The organism is Caballeronia cordobensis, assembly GCF_001544575.2.
Lineage (GTDB): Bacteria > Pseudomonadota > Gammaproteobacteria > Burkholderiales > Burkholderiaceae > Caballeronia > Caballeronia cordobensis.
On sequence record NZ_FCNY02000002.1, the window covers coordinates 331,188 to 347,263 of the forward strand.

Genomic DNA, 16,076 nt, shown 5'->3' on the forward strand with positions numbered 1-16,076 from the left:
GCAATCGCATGACCGAGACCGCCGCCCCCGCCGAAACCCTGCCCGAGCCGTCCATCGACGACGCGCTCGCGTTCGTGCGCGAGCACGCCGGGGACGCGCGCGTCTCGACGGGCGAACTGCTCGCCGATCATGCGGTGGGCACCGCGCGCATCGTGCAGACGCTCAACGTCGACGCGCACGCGGTCGCGGCGGCGGCGCTCTTCGTGCTCGCGCCGCATCTCGACGACCCGGACAAGGTCATCGCCGAGCGCTTCGGCCCGGAAGTGCAGCGGCTCGTCGGCGATGTGAGAAAGCTCTTGCGGTTGGGCTCGGTCAGTTCGCGCGCCACGCTCGCGGACCTGCCCGAGAACACGCGCGATGCGCAGGCCGCGCGCCGCGCGCAGGTGGAAGCGCTGCGCAAGATGCTGCTCGCGTTCGCGCAGGACATTCGCGTCGTACTGATCCGGCTTGCATCGCGGGTGCAGAGCTTGCGTTATCACGCCGCGCACAAGATCGATCCGTCTCCGGACGTGCCGCGCGAGACGCTCGAAATCTATGCGCCGCTCGCGAACCGGCTGGGAATCTGGCAGCTCAAGTGGGAATTGGAGGATCTGTCGTTCCGCTTCGAAGATCCGGTCACGTACAAGCGCATCGCGAAGCTGCTCGACGAGAAGCGTGTCGAACGCGAAAGCTATGTGACCGAGGCGATCGCGCGCCTGCAAAAGGAGCTCGACACCGCCCACATCAGGGCGGACGTGAGCGGACGGCCGAAGCATATCTACAGCATCTGGAAGAAGATGCGCGGCAAGCATCTCGACTTCTCCGAGCTGAACGACGTGCGCGCGTTTCGCGTCATCGTCGGCGACATCAAGGACTGCTACACCGTGCTCGGCATCGTGCACAACCTGTGGCAGCCGGTGCCGCGCGAGTTCGACGACTACATCTCGCGTCCGAAGCCCAACGGCTACAAGTCGCTGCATACAGTCGTGATCGGCGACGACGGGCGCGCGTTCGAGGTTCAGATCCGCACGTACGAGATGCATCAGTTCGCCGAATACGGCGTGGCCGCGCACTGGCGCTACAAGGAAGCGGGCACGCGCGGCTACGCGGGCCAGGTGACGGCGAGCGAGAAATACGACGAGAAGATTGCCTGGCTGCGCCAGCTTCTCGCGTGGAAGGACGATGTCGAAGGCGATCAGCCGGGCTGGCAGCACCTGCGCGACGCCACGCTCGACGACGACCACATTTACGTGCTCACGCCGCAGGCCCGCGTGATCGCGCTGCCGCACGGCGCGACGGCCATCGATTTCGCGTATCACCTGCATAGCGAGCTCGGGCATCGCTGCCGCGGCGCGCGCGTCGACGGCGCGATGGTGCCGCTCAACACGCCACTGCATAACGGGCAGACGGTCGAGATCGTCGCGGTGAAGGAGGGCGGGCCGTCGCGCGACTGGCTTAATCCGCAACTCGGCTATCTGCACAGCGCGCGGGCGCGGCAGAAGGTGCGCTCGTGGTTCCTCGCGGCCGACGCGGCCGAGAACATCGCGGCGGGGCGGACCATCGTTGAAAAAACCTTGCAGCGCGAAGGCAAGACCTCGGTTAGCCTCGAGCAACTCGCGGCGAAACTCGGCTTCAAGACGCCCGAAGAGCTTTACGCGGCTGTTGCGAAGGACGAATTCAGCCTCCGCAACATCGAGCACGCGCTCTCCGACACGCCGCCGCCCGAGCCGGAGCCGGAAGCGCCCGAGCAGTTCGAAAAGCGCAGCAGCGGGCAGAGCGTCGCGCACGGTGCATCGACGGGCGTGCTCGTCGTCGGTGTCGATGCGCTGCTCACGCAACTTGCGCGCTGCTGCCGTCCCGCGCCGCCCGACGCAATCGCCGGTTTCGTCACGCGCGGCAAAGGCATGTCCGTGCACCGCACGGATTGCGAGACGTTCAAGCGCATGGCGCAACGCTCGCCGGAGCGCGTGCTGCACACCACGTGGTCCGCGGATGTGATGAACGGGCGTGGATCGTCCGTATATCCGGTGGATCTCGCGGTGGAATCGGCGGATCGGCAGGGCTTGCTGCGCGATATCTCCGAAGTGTTCGCGCGCGAGAAGATCAATGTGATCGGCGTGAAAAGCCAGAGCCGCAGGAACATCGCGTATATGCAGTTCACCGTGGAAGTGTCGAACGCCGCGCAGATTCAGCGCGCCTGCACGCTGCTTGGCGAAGTGCAGGGCGTGATTCGCGCATCGCGGCGCGCGTAATCCGGCGGCGTTGAACGGATCGGCGAATATTTTCGATTTTCCTGAAGATAAGCACTTGCCAAGATCTGAAACGCTCCATATAATCTCACTTCTTTCAGGCTCGTAGCTCAGCTGGTTAGAGCACCACCTTGACATGGTGGGGGTCGTTGGTTCGAGTCCAATCGAGCCTACCAACGAAAACGAAATTCAGCGGACTTCGGTTCGCGGGGTTTCAAACCGCAAGAAGCGCTCAGCGCAAAAGGCGAAAAAACATGGCACGTCGAACGTTGACCGAAACAACTTCGGAGCGACGCTAGTCGAGGACCTAATTCGCCTTCTGCCAATTTGTTTCGCGGTATGTGTGAAAAGTGAATGCGGCCCCTCGATAGCGGGGCCGCATTTTTTTTGCCTTGCGATTCTGGAAACGAAGATCGCGCGGCAATGCTTAATCGAAATCGCCTGGCGTGCGCCGGCGTCTTGGAGAACGATATGGTTTCGGTACGTTTGCCTGATGGGTCGGTCCGACAATACGACCACCCGGTGACGGTCGCGGAAGTCGCGGCATCGATCGGCGCGGGCCTTGCCAAGGCGGCGCTCGCCGGCAAGCTCAACGGTGAACTCGTCGACACGTCGTTTCTGATCGACAAGGATTCGTCGCTCGCCATCGTCACGGACAAAGACCCGGAAGGCGTCGATGTCGTGCGCCATTCGACCGCGCACTTGCTCGCCTATGCCGTGAAGGATCTGTTCCCCGAGGCGCAAGTGACCATCGGGCCGGTCATCGATAACGGCTTCTACTACGATTTCTCGTACAGCCGTCCCTTCACGCCCGAAGATCTCGAGAAAATCGAGAAGCGAATGCAGGAACTCGCGCAGAAGAACGAGCCGGTGTCGCGCCGCGTGGTGTCGCGGGACGAGGCCGTCGAGTACTTCAAGAGCATCGGCGAGGCGTACAAGGCGGAAATCATTTCGTCGATTCCCGAGAGCGACGAGATTCGTCTGTACTCGCACGGCAATTTCATCGACTTGTGCCGCGGGCCGCACGTCCCGTCCACCGGCAAGCTGAAAGTCTTCAAGCTGATGAAAGTCGCGGGCGCATACTGGCGCGGCGATTCGAAGAACGAGCAGCTTCAGCGCATTTACGGCACCGCCTGGACCAAAAAGGAAGACCAGGACGCGTACCTGCATATGCTCGAAGAAGCCGAGAAGCGCGATCACCGCAAGCTCGGGAAGCAGCTCGACCTGTTCCACCTTCAGGACGAAGCGCCGGGCATGGTGTTCTGGCATCCGAAGGGCTGGTCGCTGTGGCAGCAAGTCGAGCAATACATGCGCCGCCGCGTGAACGAGGCCGGGTATCTCGAGATCAAGACCCCGATGATCATGGACCGTTCGCTGTGGGAAGCGTCGGGTCACTGGCAGAACTATCGTGAAAACATGTTCACGACCGAGTCGGAAAAACGCGATTACGCGATCAAGCCGATGAACTGCCCGGGCCACGTCCAGGTGTTCAATCACGGTCTGCGTTCGTACCGCGATCTGCCGCTGCGCTACGCGGAGTTCGGGTCGTGCCACCGCAACGAGCCGTCGGGCGCGCTGCACGGCCTGATGCGCGTGCGCGGTTTCGTCCAGGACGATGCGCACATCTTCTGCACCGAAGATCAGTTCATCGCGGAATCGATCGCGTTCAATACGCTGGCGATGAGCGTGTACAAGGATTTCGGGTTCGATCACATCGACATCAAGCTGTCGCTGCGCCCCGAGCAGCGCGCCGGCACCGATGAAACCTGGGATCGCGCGGAGCAGGGTCTGCGCGAGGCGCTCACCGCCTGCGGTCTGCAGTGGGAAGAGCTCGCCGGCGAGGGCGCGTTCTACGGTCCGAAGATCGAATACCACATCAAGGATGCACTCGGCCGCTCGTGGCAGTGCGGCACGCTGCAGCTCGACATGGTGCTGCCGGAGCGCCTCGGCGCGGAATATGTCGCGGAAGACAACAGCCGCCGCCGTCCGGTGATGCTCCACCGCGCGATCGTCGGTTCGATGGAGCGTTTCCTCGGCATTCTGATCGAGCACCACGCCGGTGCGATGCCGCCGTGGCTCGCGCCGATCCAGGCCGTTGTGCTGAATATTGCTGAAAGTCAGGCGGATTATGCTGGAAATCTGGCCCAATCGTTGCAAAAACAAGGGCTTAGAGTGGAGTCCGATTTGCGCAATGAGAAGATTAGCTATAAAATACGGGAGCACACGCTGCAAAAGGTGCCCTATTTGCTGGTCGTCGGGGACAAAGAGCGTGATGCGCAAACCGTAGCCGTGCGTGCTCGTGGCGGTGTCGATCTCGGCGTCATGCCGGTCGACGCATTTCTGGAGCGCCTGCAGCAGGAAGTGCGGGCGTTCAGGTAAGTCACTCGCAGCGCGGCTTGTTTTTTAATTTTTAGAGGAAACGTAACATCGCTACTGATAAGTCGTCACATCGCATCAACGGTGAGATTACTGCACCCGAAGTGCGCTTGGTCGGGGTGGACAACGAGCCGCTCGGAATCGTGAAACTGGCCGAGGCTTTCCGCCAATCGGAACAGCTCGACGTGGATCTCGTCGAGATCGCGCCGCAGGCTTCGCCGCCTGTCTGCCGTTTGATGGATTACGGCAAGTTCAAGTATTCGGAAGCGAAGAAGCAGCACGAAGCGAAGTTGAAGCAGAAGATCGTGCAGGTGAAGGAGGTCAAATTCCGCCCCGGCACGGATGACGGTGATTACAACGTCAAGCTGCGCAACCTCACACGCTTCCTCGAAGACGGCGACAAGACGAAAATCACGTTGCGTTTCCGCGGTCGCGAAATGGCGCACCAGGAAATCGGCATGCGCATGCTCGAACGTCTGAAGACGGATCTGGACGAATACGGCCAGGTCGAGCAAATGCCGAAGATGGAAGGGCGCCAGATGATCATGGTGCTTGCCCCGAAGAAGAAGGGTAAGTAACGCAGGCAGTGAGACGATGGATCGCGCGCCGTCGCAAGACGGCTGGCGCGGCATTGTCTGAAGGTTTCAGAGTGGCGTGCTCACGCGGCGCCGCTCATGAAATGCGGCGGTTCTTCACTGAGCCGAACGCAAACAAGTGGAGCGTGGGTTTCGAAGGGCGGGTAGGGATCTGGCCAGCACGGGAAGATCAGCCGCACACCCATGACCATCTAATAAACTGGAGTTGTTTCATGCCGAAGATGAAGACCAAGAAGAGTGCTGCAAAGCGCTTCGTGGTGCGTCCGGGCGGTACCGTCAAGCGCGGTCAAGCGTTCAAGCGCCACATTCTTACCAAGAAAACCACCAAGAACAAACGCCATCTGCGTGGCGCCACGGCCGTTCATGATTCCGATCTGAACTCCGTCCGCGCAATGCTGCCGTTCGCCTAACCTCATCTAACTTAAGGAGAGCAACATGCCTCGAGTAAAACGTGGGGTTACCGCACGGGCCCGTCACAAGAAGATCATCCGTCTGGCCAAGGGTTACCGTGGCCGTCGCAATAACGTCTATCGCATCGCCAAGCAGGCGGTCATGCGCGCAGGCCAGTACGCCTACCGCGATCGCCGCAACAAGAAGCGTGTGTTCCGCGCACTGTGGATCACGCGTATCAATGCGGCGGTGCGTCAGCACGACATGACCTACAGCGTGTTCATCAACGGCCTGAAGAAGGCGTCGATCGAACTCGACCGTAAGGTGCTGGCTGACATGGCTGTGTTCGACAAGGCTGCTTTTGCTGCGATCGTGAAGCAGGTGAAAGCCGCCGTTGCAGCCTAATTGCGAAATTAGTACTGCGTGGTTCGCCTCTTCGCCGCCAAGTTGTTGAAGGCGGCGGCAAGGCAGAAAACGGGGCTCTCACCGAGCCCCGTTTTTGTTGGTCGGACGGTTTTGCGCATGGCTTGTGAATAGAGTGTTTGTCGTCATCAGGCAGGCCACGCCCAAAACCGAACTTAGTCAGAACTTCGAAAAGATGGGATCAATGGATCTGGACCAGATTGTCGCCGACGCGAAAAGCGCCTTTGAACACGCCGCCGATACCACCACGCTCGAAAACGAAAAGGCGCGGTTTCTCGGCAAGTCCGGCGCGCTGACCGAGTTGCTGAAGGGCCTGGGCAAGCTCGATCCGGAAGCGAAGAAGACCGAAGGCGCACGCATCAATCAGGCGAAGCAGCAGGTCGAGGGGGCGCTCAACGCGCGCCGTCAGGCGCTTGCCGATGCGCTCCTGAACCAGCGTCTCGCGGCCGAAGCCATCGACGTCACGCTGCCCGGACGCGGCGCGGGCTCCGGCACGCTGCACCCGGTGATGCGCACGTGGGAACGCGTCGAGCAGATTTTCGGCACGATCGGCTTCGACGTGGCCGACGGTCCCGAAATCGAAACCGACTGGTACAACTTCACCGCGTTGAACAGCCCGGAGAACCATCCGGCGCGCTCGATGCAGGATACCTTTTACGTCGACGCCAATGACGCCGATGGCCGGCCGCTGCTGCTTCGCACGCACACGAGCCCGATGCAGGTGCGCTACGCGCGCATGAACAAGCCGCCGATCAAGGTGATCGTGCCCGGCCGCACGTATCGTGTCGACAGCGACGCCACGCACTCGCCGATGTTCAATCAGGTCGAAGGCTTGTGGATCGAAGAGAACATCAGCTTCGCCGATCTGAAGGGCGTCTATACCGATTTCCTCAAGAAGTTCTTCGAGCGCGACGACATTCTCGTGCGCTTCCGTCCGTCGTATTTCCCGTTCACGGAGCCGTCGGCCGAAATCGACATGATGTTCGAGCACGGCAAGAACGCGGGCAAATGGCTGGAGATTTCCGGTTCCGGTCAGGTGCATCCGACCGTCATCCGCAACATGGGCCTCGATCCGGAGCGCTACATCGGCTTTGCGTTCGGCAGCGGCCTCGAGCGTCTGACGATGCTGCGCTATGGCGTGCAGGACTTGCGTCTGTTTTTCGAGAACGACCTGCGCTTCCTGCGCCAGTTCGCGTAAGACGCGCTTAGCCCGCGGCGTCCGGTTTCGAGGCAATGCACGAAGCCGGACGAGAGACTCCAAACATTTCGAACGTAGACACACATGCAATTCCCAGAATCCTGGCTCCGCAGTTTCGTCGATCCGAAGCTCTCCACCGACGAACTCGCGCATGCACTGACGATGGCCGGTCTCGAAGTCGAAGACCTGCGTCCGGTCGCGCCGCCGACCACGAAGATCGTCGTCGGGCAGGTGCTCGAAGTGGCGAAGCATCCGAACGCCGACAAGCTCAATGTCTGTCAGGTCGATGCCGGCACGGGCGAAACGTTGAACATCGTGTGCGGCGCGCCGAATGTGTCGCCGGGCATCAAGGTGCCGGTCGCGCTCATCGGCGCGGAACTGCCCCCGGCCGAAGCGGGTGGCCCGCCGTTCGCGATCAAGCCGACCAAGCTGCGCGGCGTCGATAGCCAGGGCATGCTGTGCTCGGCGCGCGAACTGAAGTTGTCCGAAGATCACAGCGGCTTGCTGATCCTGCCGGCCGATGCGAAGGTCGGCCAGGACATTCGCGAGGCGCTCAATCTCGACGACACCGTGTTCGAGATCAAGCTCACGCCGAACAAGGCGGATTGCCTGTCGGTGTTCGGCGTCGCGCGCGAGACCGCCGCGATCACCGGTGCGCCGCTCAAGCCGCTCGACATGCCTGCCGTCGAAACGAAGCTCGACGAAACGCTGCCCGTGAAGGTGCTCGCGCCGGATCTGTGCGGCCGCTTCTCGGGCCGCGTGATCCGCGGCGTGAACGCGCACGCAAAGTCGCCGCAATGGATGGTCGAGCGTCTGGAGCGCGCGGGCCAGCGCAGCATTTCCGCGCTCGTCGATATCTCCAATTACGTGATGCTCGAACTCGGCCGTCCGTCGCACGTGTTCGATCTCGACAAGATTCACGGCGCGATGGAAGTGCGCTGGGGCAAGAAGGGCGAATCGCTCAAGCTGCTGAACGGCAATACCATCGAAGTCGATGAAACGGTCGGCGTGATCGCGGACGACCATCATCTCGAAAGCCTCGCGGGCATCATGGGCGGGGACAGCACGGCCGTCACGCTCGACACGACCAACATCTATCTCGAAGCCGCGTTCTGGTGGCCGGACTCGATCCGCGGGCGCGCGCGCAAGTACAACTTCTCGACCGATGCCGCGCATCGCTTCGAGCGCGGCGTCGATTATTCGACGACCGTCGAGCATATCGAGCGCATCTCGCGCCTGATTCTCAATATCTGTGGCGGCGAAGCCGGTCCCGTCGACGATCAGATCGTCAACGTGCCCGAGCGCAACCCGGTCACGATGCGCGTGTCGCGCGCGCATCGCATCATCGGCGTGGAGATCGGCGCGGAAGAGATCGCGCAGATTTTCACGCGCCTGAACCTCGCCTTCGAGCGCGACGGCGAGTCGTTCAAAGTCACGCCGCCGCCGTATCGCTTCGATATCGAGATCGAGGAAGACCTGATCGAGGAAGTCGCGCGCATCTACGGCTTCGAGAAGATCCCGGCGCGTCCGCCGGTCGCGCGCAGCGAAATGCGCATCACGAACGAAACGAAGCGTTCGATCCACACGCTGCGGCATGCGGTCGCCGCGCGCGATTATTCGGAGACGGTCAACTTCAGTTTCGTCGATGCCGAATGGGAGAAGGACTTCGCCGGCAACGATAACCCGATCAAGCTGCTCAACCCGATCGCGAGCCAGCTTTCGGTCATGCGCACGACGACGTTCGGCAGCCTGATCGAAGTGCTGCGCCACAACCTGAACCGCCGCGCCGAGCGCATTCGCGTGTTCGAGGCGGGGCGCGTGTTCCATCGCGACGCGTCCGTGAAGGCGGGCGAACTGGCGGTCGAAGGCTTCGCACAGCCGAAGATGATCGGCGGCCTCGCATATGGTCCGGTGATCGAGGAGCAGTGGGGCGCGGCGTCGCGCAACGTCGACTTCTTCGATGTGAAGGGCGACGTCGAAGCGCTCTTCGCGCCGGTCGTGCCGCGCTTCGTGACGGCCGAGCATCCGGCGCTGCATCCGGGTCGCAGCGCACGTATCGAAGTGGCGGGGCGCGCGGTCGGCTGGATCGGCGAGTTGCATCCGCGCTGGCTGCAAAAATACGACCTGTCGCATGCGCCGATCCTCTTCGAAATCGACGCCGATGCGCTGATGGATCGCGCGCTGCCGGCGCCCTCGGAAGTGTCGAAATTTCCGCCTGTGCGACGCGATATCGCGATTGTCGTGGATCAACACGTACCCGTTCAGGCGCTCATCGACGAGCTCGAAAACGCTCGCTCGGAGACCGCTTGCAGGCACGTCACGAGGGTTGCGCTTTTCGATGAATTTCGTCCAAAATCAAATACTTCCGGTGGCTTGGGAGCGCACGAGAAAAGTCTTGCCTTCCGTGTAACGTTGCAAGATACTGGCGGCACGCTTCAGGACGAAACGGTCGATACGGCCATTAAAACGCTGGTGGATCGCCTGGCTCGAGTACACGGCGCGCGGTTGCGCGGATAGCCTGCAGTTGGCCCCTCCGTCAACGCCCAAGTCTCAAACGTGGCAAGCGCCGTTTTACCGATATGAACCAAATGAACTCGAGTGATTTCGAAGCCCTTCTTTCGGCGCAGCGTAGCGCCATGACCCGAGATACCCAGACCTCGAGCGCGCCCGGCGACACGCCCACGCTCACGAAAGCCGAGCTGGCCGAGATGCTGTTCGACCAGGTCGGTCTGAACAAGCGCGAAGCCAAGGATATGGTCGAAGCCTTCTTCGAAGTCATCCGCGATGCGCTGGAGAGCGGCGAGAGCGTCAAGCTGTCCGGGTTCGGCAATTTCCAGTTGCGCGACAAGCCTCAACGTCCGGGCCGCAATCCGAAGACGGGCGAGGCCATTCCTATCGCCGCGCGGCGAGTCGTCACGTTTCATGCAAGTCAGAAGCTGAAGGCGCTGGTCGAAACGGGAGCGGAGACGGATCTCACTCGCTGATCTCGCTTCGGCGCGCGGGCCATCCGCGCGCCACGCTCTTTTTGCCCACCGCGCTTCAATCGACATCACTTATAACGATGGTTGATCGACGATGGAAAAAGTCGTCTTGCCTCCGATCCCCGCCAAGCGTTACTTCACGATTGGCGAAGTCAGCGAGTTGTGCGGCGTCAAGCCTCACGTGTTGCGCTATTGGGAGCAGGAGTTCACGCAACTAAGGCCGGTCAAGCGGCGCGGCAATCGCCGTTACTATCAGCACCACGAGGTGTTGCTGATCCGGCGCATTCGCGAGTTGTTGTATGAACAAGGCTTCACGATCAACGGCGCGCGCAATCGCCTCGATTCGCAAGGGCGCGCAAACGGCGATGAAACCGAGATGATGGAAGCGCAGGCTGCGACGCAAGCGCAACCGGCCGTCGATGTCGATCAGTTGCGCAAGGACATTCTTCAGGTGATCGATTTGCTGGGCGGATGAACGCCTTCCGCCTTAACCCTGAATACACTCTGCAATGCCGCGATTCGTCGCGGCATTTTTTCGTCCGGACGATACGCGTGATGCGTGCGGCGCTTGCCGATTGCCCTCAAGACTCGATGGCGGAGCGAATGCGCTTCTGCTGACCAACTGCCGCCTGAGACTGGCGCTCCGGCATCGCGATGTTGATCGACCAGTAGACGATGCTTGGTCCGATGCCCCAGGGCGGATAGATGCGCCAGTCGCCGGCGCCGTGGTGGAAGAAGTAAAGCGCGAATAGACCGCCTGATTTCGGCGCGCTCACGCAGACGTAGCGGCTACCGCCTGGATAGATGCGCCCGAAACGGGAAACACGCGCACGGCTTGCCGGATGGAACCACCTCGCCACCTCGGCGCGCAACGCGGAAGAGGTTCGGTCAGATCGAATGCGCGGCAGTTGCGCCAGCGCTGAAACAGACAAAGGCATGGGGCGCCGTTCCTTACGTGTCACCTTAAGAGTAGGCCTTAAATAACTGACACACAAGTGTTTTTTTGGCTTTCAAGTATGATCAAAACGGCTCGCCGCAGCGTATGCGCTAGATGGTCATGCCCATCAATGCGGTCGTCTTCGTGACGGCTTCGTCCTCGGCGCGCACCTTGAGCATGGCGTCGGCCAGACGGTAATAGAGTTGGGCGCGTTCTTCCAGCAGCGCGGACGATGCATCGCTCGGCAGGGCTTCGTCGGCCACGTCGCCGGCAAGCGCCTGTCCCGCGAAGTAGTCTCGCAACGACATGCCGTAGTTGCTGTTGCCGGGAAACGCGCGCGGGTTGTTGAGCTTGTTATACGCCATTGTTTTTGCTCGCCATGTTCGATACGACGGCCTCGACGGGCCAAAGAAAAAAGGCCCTCCGGCATAAGCCGGAGAGCCTTTGATTTCTGGTCGGGGCGAGAGGATTTGAACCTCCGACCACCTGCACCCCATGCGGGAATTCACTCGCCGCAAAGGCTCTGTATTAAAGGCGGCGATAATACCATGCCTAACAAATGCTCAAAGATTAATCGGCTTGAAACCCTTATCCAGCCTAGATCCTCGTTTCAGTATTAGGCAGCATCTGATGCTTGGCGAGGAAGAAGCGAGCGGTCAAGCTAAGGGTTTTCTTGGCGGCCGGATCTCGACTTTTCTACTACGTTTCGAAGCATCGGCCGTTTGGCGAGGAGGCAAATGATGAGATCCAACAGCGTTGCGGCGATTGCCGTCCTTCTTCTGTCGGTCAGCGCATTATCAGTAGCTGCGGGGGGCACCACTGTTAATGCTAGCGCCCCGGGGGGCGCTAGCCCGTCAACTGATCGGCCGTCGGAGGCGGCGCGACTGAATGTCCTACAGCAGACAGCCGAGGCAGTTGGCGCCGCTGGGGCAGCAATGGAGCGTCTCGCAGTCGCGTTCCGGACCTCAGCGAACACGATATTTGCAACGTTCGACGAGGCAAGAAGATCCCAACTGCGGGAACGAATGCAAGACTTGGCGCGACGGTCTCAACTCTTGGTGGCAAGCAAGCAGACATTCGTGGTCGGAAGCTTAGATACCTACCTTCTGCATCCGACGCCGGAGGGGTGGAAGATTGCGACTGCGCAGATGAAGGACGTTCTTGTTCGTGTGGAAGACTTGCTTAAATCCCTAGACAGAGACCACGACGATCTCGTGTTGCAGCCCGCGTATCGGGAGTTGGCGACCTTTCTATATGCTCGAGAGCAGATGCTGGTGAAGTTGACAAACCTGCCAGCGCCCCGATCGAAGCGTGAGCTTGCCGAGGTTTCCAACATACGACGTAGTTATCACGAGCTGCTCGAGAATTCGATCCGGGCGATCGACGCAATGAATGCGTACATCGCCTCTCTGCCGCGGTAGTCGCAGCATTGTCTATAGCTCTTCCCATGGAAGCTTCACGTCCATTTCTGAGCGTTCCGCGATGACCTCCTTGATGTAGATTTCGCTCGTCCGGCCGCTCGTATGCGCGAGGCGCGTCTGGATCTGCTTCTTGTCTTTGCCCTGGCGTGCGGCGTCCGTCGCACCGAGCGCGCGCAGATCCTTGAACACGACGTCGTCGGTGACCTTGGCGCGCTCCTTCGCGCGGCGCCACATCGAATGCAGGCCGGTCTTCGTGTAGGGCGTGCCTTTCGTCGACGGGAACAGGTAGGGGCTGATGATCTTGTATTTCCGCTTGATCGCCTTCGCGCGCTCGATCACCGCATCGATCGACGGCGTGATTGCGATGTCCACCATCTTCCCGCTCGACTTCGCCGTCTTCGTCGGCTTGAACCGAATGGCGCCGCCTTCGATCTGCGCGTCGCGCAGCATGCGCACGTCGATCGCTCGCTGCCAGCACAGATATGCCATGTCGACGATGCACTGGAACATCGGGCCGGACTCGGTCGGCAGGCCGTCCTTTCCGGTCAGCGCGGCCTCGCGGATCTTCGCTATGACGTCGTGCGTCGGCAAAACCTCGCGGCGCTTGGTCTCGTAGTCGGACAGGTCGAGCTGGTCGCACGGGTTGTCGTCGCGCAAGCCCATCTCGCTGATTGCCATCTTGAACATCTTGCGGAGCACGTTCACGTACTTCTGCGCCGTGTTGTTTTTCTCCGCGAAATACTTCCGCAGGAAGACGGTGATCGTCCGCGCCTTCACGTCGGCGACGGTGAATTCTTCGAGCTTTTCGGCGATGAAATCGGCCATGCGTTCGTATTCCTTGCGCACGGCGGGCGTGTAGCGCGCGAGCTTGCGCTGCTTCCATTCCTCACACAGGTTCGGCATCGTGCCGCTGACGAGCTTCTTTTCCTTCATCAGGAAGCCGAGGCGCTCGTACATGAGCGCTTCGCCTTCCTCGAATCCGCACAGGCGAATCCAGCGCTGCTCTTTCTGCGTCCACGGGTTGCGCATCGGCTCCGGCGCGAAGAAATAGAACGCGCCGTGATTGACGATAACGCGGCGGGGCAGGCCGCGGTGATGTTTTCTTCTTCGGTTCATTTAACGCGTGGCTCGCGCTTTATCGTTGCGGTGGGGATCTGTGCCGGCGCGATGCAGTGCATGCGCATGACCAGCACGGAGTTGTCGGGGCGGCGGCGCGCGGGGATGCCCAGCGACTTGAGCATCTCCATCTGCTTGGACGGGCGCTTATAGCCGGTGATGCGCGCGAGCTCGTCTTCGGTCAGTTCAAGCGGCGATTCAAGTACTGCGGCCATCGTTCCTCTCCAGATACTCGCGCGTCATGCGCAGGAATTCTTCAGTGTTCTCTTCAATCGCATTTAGGCCCGCTCGTTGCTGACAAGCTGTCACAGTAGGAGGAGACAGCGATGAGCTACGGAAACCCTCACGAACTGCTCGAACTCGTTTCAAGCGCTCTGCCGCCACGAAACGAACGAGGGCACACGGGGCAGGAAGACTTCGAATACTTCTGCGCATACACCGGACTGCGCGAAGCGAATGTCGGGGCCGATGCCTTTGCATGGGCGAAACTCGCCTTCCTATCAGCGTGGCGACGAAGAGCCGAAAGGGCCGAGATCTCCGATGAGCGGAGCCACTGACCGGATGGACCACTCTCTGCCACCCATCCCGCCATCGGAGTTCGTCCGCGAGATGAACAGGTTCGTGAGCGAAAAGGAAGGCTCCAGAGCCGACCTCACCGTGTTTCTTACCCCGCGCGGAGATGCCGACGAGGACGCGACTGGATGGGACTGGTCGCCGAAGACACCAGAGACTGCCGTCGCGGTCAGGCAAGCTTTCGAGGACGTTCGACATTTGCATGGCTTTTAAGTAATCGCGCGACACGCGCATGAGCGCTTCGATTTGATGCTGCATTTCACTGCCTAAAGTTCGGTCTGTTGCTGCCGATAACGCGGGCATGAACAAAATCCAAGCCCAAACCCTTCTCGAATCCGCCGACGCTCTTGCGGTGGCGGACGTTGTCATTCAATACGGCCACTACGACGCTGACAGCAAAGCGCACGGCGATGTGTACTGGCGTACCTTCATTCACAAGGTTGCTCAAGAGGCGCCGAATTGGAAGCTGCCGGATCTGATGGCGCTCGCGCACTCCTGATTAGCCTTCCGTGACAGGCGCACACGCGGCAATCTCCAGGCGTCTACGTTTGAGGATTGCTGCAACGCCTTGGCGATCGATCTCGATTGCGCCGGCGGCAACTGCGAGCGCACGCTTCGACAGCGCTATGTCGAAGTGCTCGTGATACGTGCCCGCCTTCTGAATCCACTTCCGCGCGACTCCGATCTTGTCGGCCATCGTGAGAAGCTCGTCGGTGGAATCCGCCAGCATGTGGCACATCACCATGCGGCCGTACGCGGCTTTCATGTCGTCGACGTAGACGGTCATCCCTGCTTCTCCTTTCCCGCATCGGCCTCAAGGTCAGCACGATCAGCGCTCGTCGGCGACAGCCAGTCGTAGTTCATCTCTACGTTTGGCGGCGTATATTTCTGACCAAGCGCCGCTTTCAATGCTGCCTCCGTGTCGAATTCACGGGCATCGTGGGCCGCAGCAGGGCGCACGTTGGCCCGAATCCAGTCATCCATGCGCACGCCGTCAGGACAGCCGGCATCGGAGCATGCCTGCATCAGACGGTCGCAACAGTCGTTAGCAACCTTCAGGCGGCTCTCAATCTCCGATTGCGCAGCAGGGCGAGGAGCGGCTCCGCTCCATTTCGCATCACAGTCGGGTTTCTTGAAACTGCCACTCCATCCATGCTGCTCGCCGCAGTCGCATTTCGGCTGGCGATTGCTCAGCGTCTTAGGGTCGAGCGAATATCGGCCGCAGTAGGAGCAACGAGCGATCGCACCCTCGTCATGCCGAAGGGTTGCCGGGATGCCGTTTACCGCCTCTTCCTTCCCGCTCTCAGCGGACTTGGCGAGAGGGGCGGCGCCGGCGACGACAAATACTTCGCCTTCTACTGGCTCCGGTGGCTCTTCGAAGTCGCTCATGTTGCCGCGCAAGACCGCTCGTGCAATGCCGCCGTCTTCGATCATCGTGCAGTCGTCGTTGCGCAGGCTGAACAAGAAGTTCTGCGGTTCTCCACTCACCGTGTCGAATTCGTGGTGGTCTTCATCGATCGAAAAATGATCTCCGTTCGCGTAGAAGCGAAGCGCTTCAAGCACGGCTTTCGGAAGCGCCACCGCCTCTTGCTTGTCGCTCGCGGTCGAGGCTGCGAGAGCGGCTTCGAGATCGGCCTGCTTGCGGCCGATCTTCCAGAACGGCGCGAGCCAATGATCCTCGCTCGGCGGCGGGTTCGTGTTCTGATAGCCGAAGGCCATCGCGCCGTCGATCGCCTCGCACGTGAGCTTGCGCTCAAGCTGGATCTGCTCGGACGTCATGCTTGCGCGGATTTCTTTCTCGTTCATCTCATTCCTCATCGTTGTCGCTGCGTCGAGA

At 60.9% G+C, this 16,076-nt stretch carries 18 protein-coding genes and 1 tRNA gene; 13 read left to right on the forward strand and 6 right to left on the reverse strand.

Annotation, left to right across the window (positions count from 1 at the left end):
- Positions 1 to 8: 8 nt before the first annotated feature.
- From AWB70_RS05015 to AWB70_RS05065, 10 genes are all read left to right on the forward strand, one after another.
- Entirely contained in the window at positions 9 to 2,231 is a 2,223-nt protein-coding gene (locus tag AWB70_RS05015; RefSeq protein ID WP_053567886.1) for a RelA/SpoT family protein, read from the forward strand.
- Between the two features lie 96 nt (positions 2,232 to 2,327).
- Positions 2,328 to 2,404, forward strand: a tRNA-Val gene (locus tag AWB70_RS05020).
- A gap of 295 nt (positions 2,405 to 2,699) precedes the next feature.
- Entirely contained in the window at positions 2,700 to 4,607 is a 1,908-nt protein-coding gene (gene thrS / locus AWB70_RS05030) for a threonine--tRNA ligase (RefSeq protein WP_053567887.1), read from the forward strand.
- Positions 4,608 to 4,654: 47 nt separating this feature from the next.
- Entirely contained in the window at positions 4,655 to 5,182 is a 528-nt protein-coding gene (gene infC / locus AWB70_RS05035) for a translation initiation factor IF-3 (protein ID WP_074168877.1), read from the forward strand.
- Between the two features lie 230 nt (positions 5,183 to 5,412).
- Positions 5,413 to 5,610 (forward strand): 50S ribosomal protein L35, encoded by a 198-nt coding sequence (gene rpmI, locus AWB70_RS05040; protein ID WP_004191477.1) that lies wholly within the window; start codon positions 5,413 to 5,415, stop codon positions 5,608 to 5,610.
- Positions 5,611 to 5,635: 25 nt separating this feature from the next.
- On the forward strand, positions 5,636 to 5,995 hold the full coding sequence (gene rplT / locus AWB70_RS05045; RefSeq protein WP_008350196.1) for a 50S ribosomal protein L20: 360 nt from the start codon (positions 5,636 to 5,638) through the stop codon (positions 5,993 to 5,995).
- A gap of 202 nt (positions 5,996 to 6,197) precedes the next feature.
- Positions 6,198 to 7,211, forward strand: coding sequence for a phenylalanine--tRNA ligase subunit alpha (gene pheS / locus AWB70_RS05050; RefSeq protein WP_053567888.1), 1,014 nt, complete (start codon positions 6,198 to 6,200; stop codon positions 7,209 to 7,211).
- Between the two features lie 84 nt (positions 7,212 to 7,295).
- On the forward strand, positions 7,296 to 9,728 hold the full coding sequence (gene pheT / locus AWB70_RS05055; RefSeq protein WP_053567889.1) for a phenylalanine--tRNA ligase subunit beta: 2,433 nt from the start codon (positions 7,296 to 7,298) through the stop codon (positions 9,726 to 9,728).
- 62 nt (positions 9,729 to 9,790) lie between these two features.
- On the forward strand, positions 9,791 to 10,195 hold the full coding sequence (locus AWB70_RS05060; protein WP_014191071.1) for an integration host factor subunit alpha: 405 nt from the start codon (positions 9,791 to 9,793) through the stop codon (positions 10,193 to 10,195).
- Between the two features lie 91 nt (positions 10,196 to 10,286).
- On the forward strand, positions 10,287 to 10,667 hold the full coding sequence (locus tag AWB70_RS05065) for a MerR family transcriptional regulator (RefSeq protein WP_014191072.1): 381 nt from the start codon (positions 10,287 to 10,289) through the stop codon (positions 10,665 to 10,667).
- A 106-nt stretch (positions 10,668 to 10,773) separates the two neighbouring features.
- Here AWB70_RS05065 and AWB70_RS38195 read toward each other — a convergent pair whose 3' ends face one another.
- Positions 10,774 to 11,130 (reverse strand): hypothetical protein, encoded by a 357-nt coding sequence (locus tag AWB70_RS38195; RefSeq protein WP_143281612.1) that lies wholly within the window; start codon positions 11,128 to 11,130, stop codon positions 10,774 to 10,776.
- Positions 11,131 to 11,239: 109 nt separating this feature from the next.
- Positions 11,240 to 11,494, reverse strand: a complete 255-nt coding sequence (locus tag AWB70_RS05075; RefSeq protein WP_053567890.1) for a hypothetical protein — start codon at positions 11,492 to 11,494, stop codon at positions 11,240 to 11,242.
- 570 nt (positions 11,495 to 12,064) lie between these two features.
- On the opposite strand from AWB70_RS05075, the gene AWB70_RS05080 reads away from it, so the two are divergent.
- Positions 12,065 to 12,550 carry a hypothetical protein gene (locus AWB70_RS05080; protein ID WP_143281613.1) on the forward strand — a complete coding sequence of 162 codons (486 nt, stop codon included), beginning with the start codon at positions 12,065 to 12,067 and terminating at the stop codon, positions 12,548 to 12,550.
- A 12-nt stretch (positions 12,551 to 12,562) separates the two neighbouring features.
- Here the strand turns inward: AWB70_RS05080 and AWB70_RS05085 are convergent, their stop codons facing one another.
- Positions 12,563 to 13,666, reverse strand: a complete 1,104-nt coding sequence (locus AWB70_RS05085) for a tyrosine-type recombinase/integrase (protein WP_053567892.1) — start codon at positions 13,664 to 13,666, stop codon at positions 12,563 to 12,565.
- Positions 13,663 to 13,881 carry a DUF4224 domain-containing protein gene (locus tag AWB70_RS05090; protein WP_053567893.1) on the reverse strand — a complete coding sequence of 73 codons (219 nt, stop codon included), beginning with the start codon at positions 13,879 to 13,881 and terminating at the stop codon, positions 13,663 to 13,665. Before AWB70_RS05090 ends, AWB70_RS05085 begins: the two co-directional genes overlap by 4 nt.
- A 111-nt stretch (positions 13,882 to 13,992) precedes the next feature.
- Between AWB70_RS05090 and AWB70_RS05095 the strand changes: the two genes are divergently transcribed.
- Both AWB70_RS05095 and AWB70_RS05100 read left to right on the forward strand, forming a co-directional pair.
- Positions 13,993 to 14,223 carry a hypothetical protein gene (locus AWB70_RS05095; RefSeq protein ID WP_053567894.1) on the forward strand — a complete coding sequence of 77 codons (231 nt, stop codon included), beginning with the start codon at positions 13,993 to 13,995 and terminating at the stop codon, positions 14,221 to 14,223.
- A gap of 317 nt (positions 14,224 to 14,540) precedes the next feature.
- A complete protein-coding gene (locus AWB70_RS05100) occupies positions 14,541 to 14,738 on the forward strand; it encodes a hypothetical protein (RefSeq protein WP_053567896.1) in 198 nt (65 codons plus the stop codon).
- Here AWB70_RS05100 and AWB70_RS05105 read toward each other — a convergent pair whose 3' ends face one another.
- Together AWB70_RS05105 and AWB70_RS05110 are read right to left on the reverse strand one after the other, a co-directional pair.
- The gene (locus AWB70_RS05105; RefSeq protein ID WP_053567897.1) at positions 14,739 to 15,026 is read right to left on the reverse strand and encodes a DUF4031 domain-containing protein; all 288 of its coding nucleotides are present in this window, start codon (positions 15,024 to 15,026) and stop codon (positions 14,739 to 14,741) included.
- The gene (locus AWB70_RS05110; RefSeq protein ID WP_053567898.1) at positions 15,023 to 16,045 is read right to left on the reverse strand and encodes a hypothetical protein; all 1,023 of its coding nucleotides are present in this window, start codon (positions 16,043 to 16,045) and stop codon (positions 15,023 to 15,025) included. Before AWB70_RS05110 ends, AWB70_RS05105 begins: the two co-directional genes overlap by 4 nt.
- Between the last annotated feature and the right edge of the window lie 31 nt (positions 16,046 to 16,076).

Excerpts from the sequence above, each read along its gene's own strand:
- rplT (WP_008350196.1), top strand. The coding sequence starts at position 5,636 with ATGCCTCGAGTAAAACGTGGGGTTACCGCACGGGCCCGTCACAAGAAG.
- AWB70_RS05095 (WP_053567894.1), top strand. The coding sequence starts at position 13,993 with ATGAGCTACGGAAACCCTCACGAACTGCTCGAACTCGTTTCAAGCGCT.
- AWB70_RS05085 (WP_053567892.1), bottom strand. The coding sequence starts at position 13,666 with ATGAACCGAAGAAGAAAACATCACCGCGGCCTGCCCCGCCGCGTTATC.
- AWB70_RS38195 (WP_143281612.1), bottom strand. The coding sequence starts at position 11,130 with ATGCCTTTGTCTGTTTCAGCGCTGGCGCAACTGCCGCGCATTCGATCT.
- AWB70_RS05060 (WP_014191071.1), top strand. The coding sequence starts at position 9,791 with ATGAACCAAATGAACTCGAGTGATTTCGAAGCCCTTCTTTCGGCGCAG.
- AWB70_RS05075 (WP_053567890.1), bottom strand. The coding sequence starts at position 11,494 with ATGGCGTATAACAAGCTCAACAACCCGCGCGCGTTTCCCGGCAACAGC.
- AWB70_RS05015 (WP_053567886.1), top strand. The coding sequence starts at position 9 with ATGACCGAGACCGCCGCCCCCGCCGAAACCCTGCCCGAGCCGTCCATC.
- rpmI (WP_004191477.1), top strand. The coding sequence starts at position 5,413 with ATGCCGAAGATGAAGACCAAGAAGAGTGCTGCAAAGCGCTTCGTGGTG.
- AWB70_RS05080 (WP_143281613.1), top strand. The coding sequence starts at position 12,065 with ATGGAGCGTCTCGCAGTCGCGTTCCGGACCTCAGCGAACACGATATTT.
- thrS (WP_053567887.1), top strand. The coding sequence starts at position 2,700 with ATGGTTTCGGTACGTTTGCCTGATGGGTCGGTCCGACAATACGACCAC.
- pheS (WP_053567888.1), top strand. The coding sequence starts at position 6,198 with ATGGATCTGGACCAGATTGTCGCCGACGCGAAAAGCGCCTTTGAACAC.
- AWB70_RS05100 (WP_053567896.1), top strand. The coding sequence starts at position 14,541 with ATGAACAAAATCCAAGCCCAAACCCTTCTCGAATCCGCCGACGCTCTT.
- AWB70_RS05065 (WP_014191072.1), top strand. The coding sequence starts at position 10,287 with ATGGAAAAAGTCGTCTTGCCTCCGATCCCCGCCAAGCGTTACTTCACG.
- pheT (WP_053567889.1), top strand. The coding sequence starts at position 7,296 with ATGCAATTCCCAGAATCCTGGCTCCGCAGTTTCGTCGATCCGAAGCTC.
- AWB70_RS05110 (WP_053567898.1), bottom strand. The coding sequence starts at position 16,045 with ATGAACGAGAAAGAAATCCGCGCAAGCATGACGTCCGAGCAGATCCAG.
- AWB70_RS05105 (WP_053567897.1), bottom strand. The coding sequence starts at position 15,026 with ATGACCGTCTACGTCGACGACATGAAAGCCGCGTACGGCCGCATGGTG.
- AWB70_RS05090 (WP_053567893.1), bottom strand. The coding sequence starts at position 13,881 with ATGGCCGCAGTACTTGAATCGCCGCTTGAACTGACCGAAGACGAGCTC.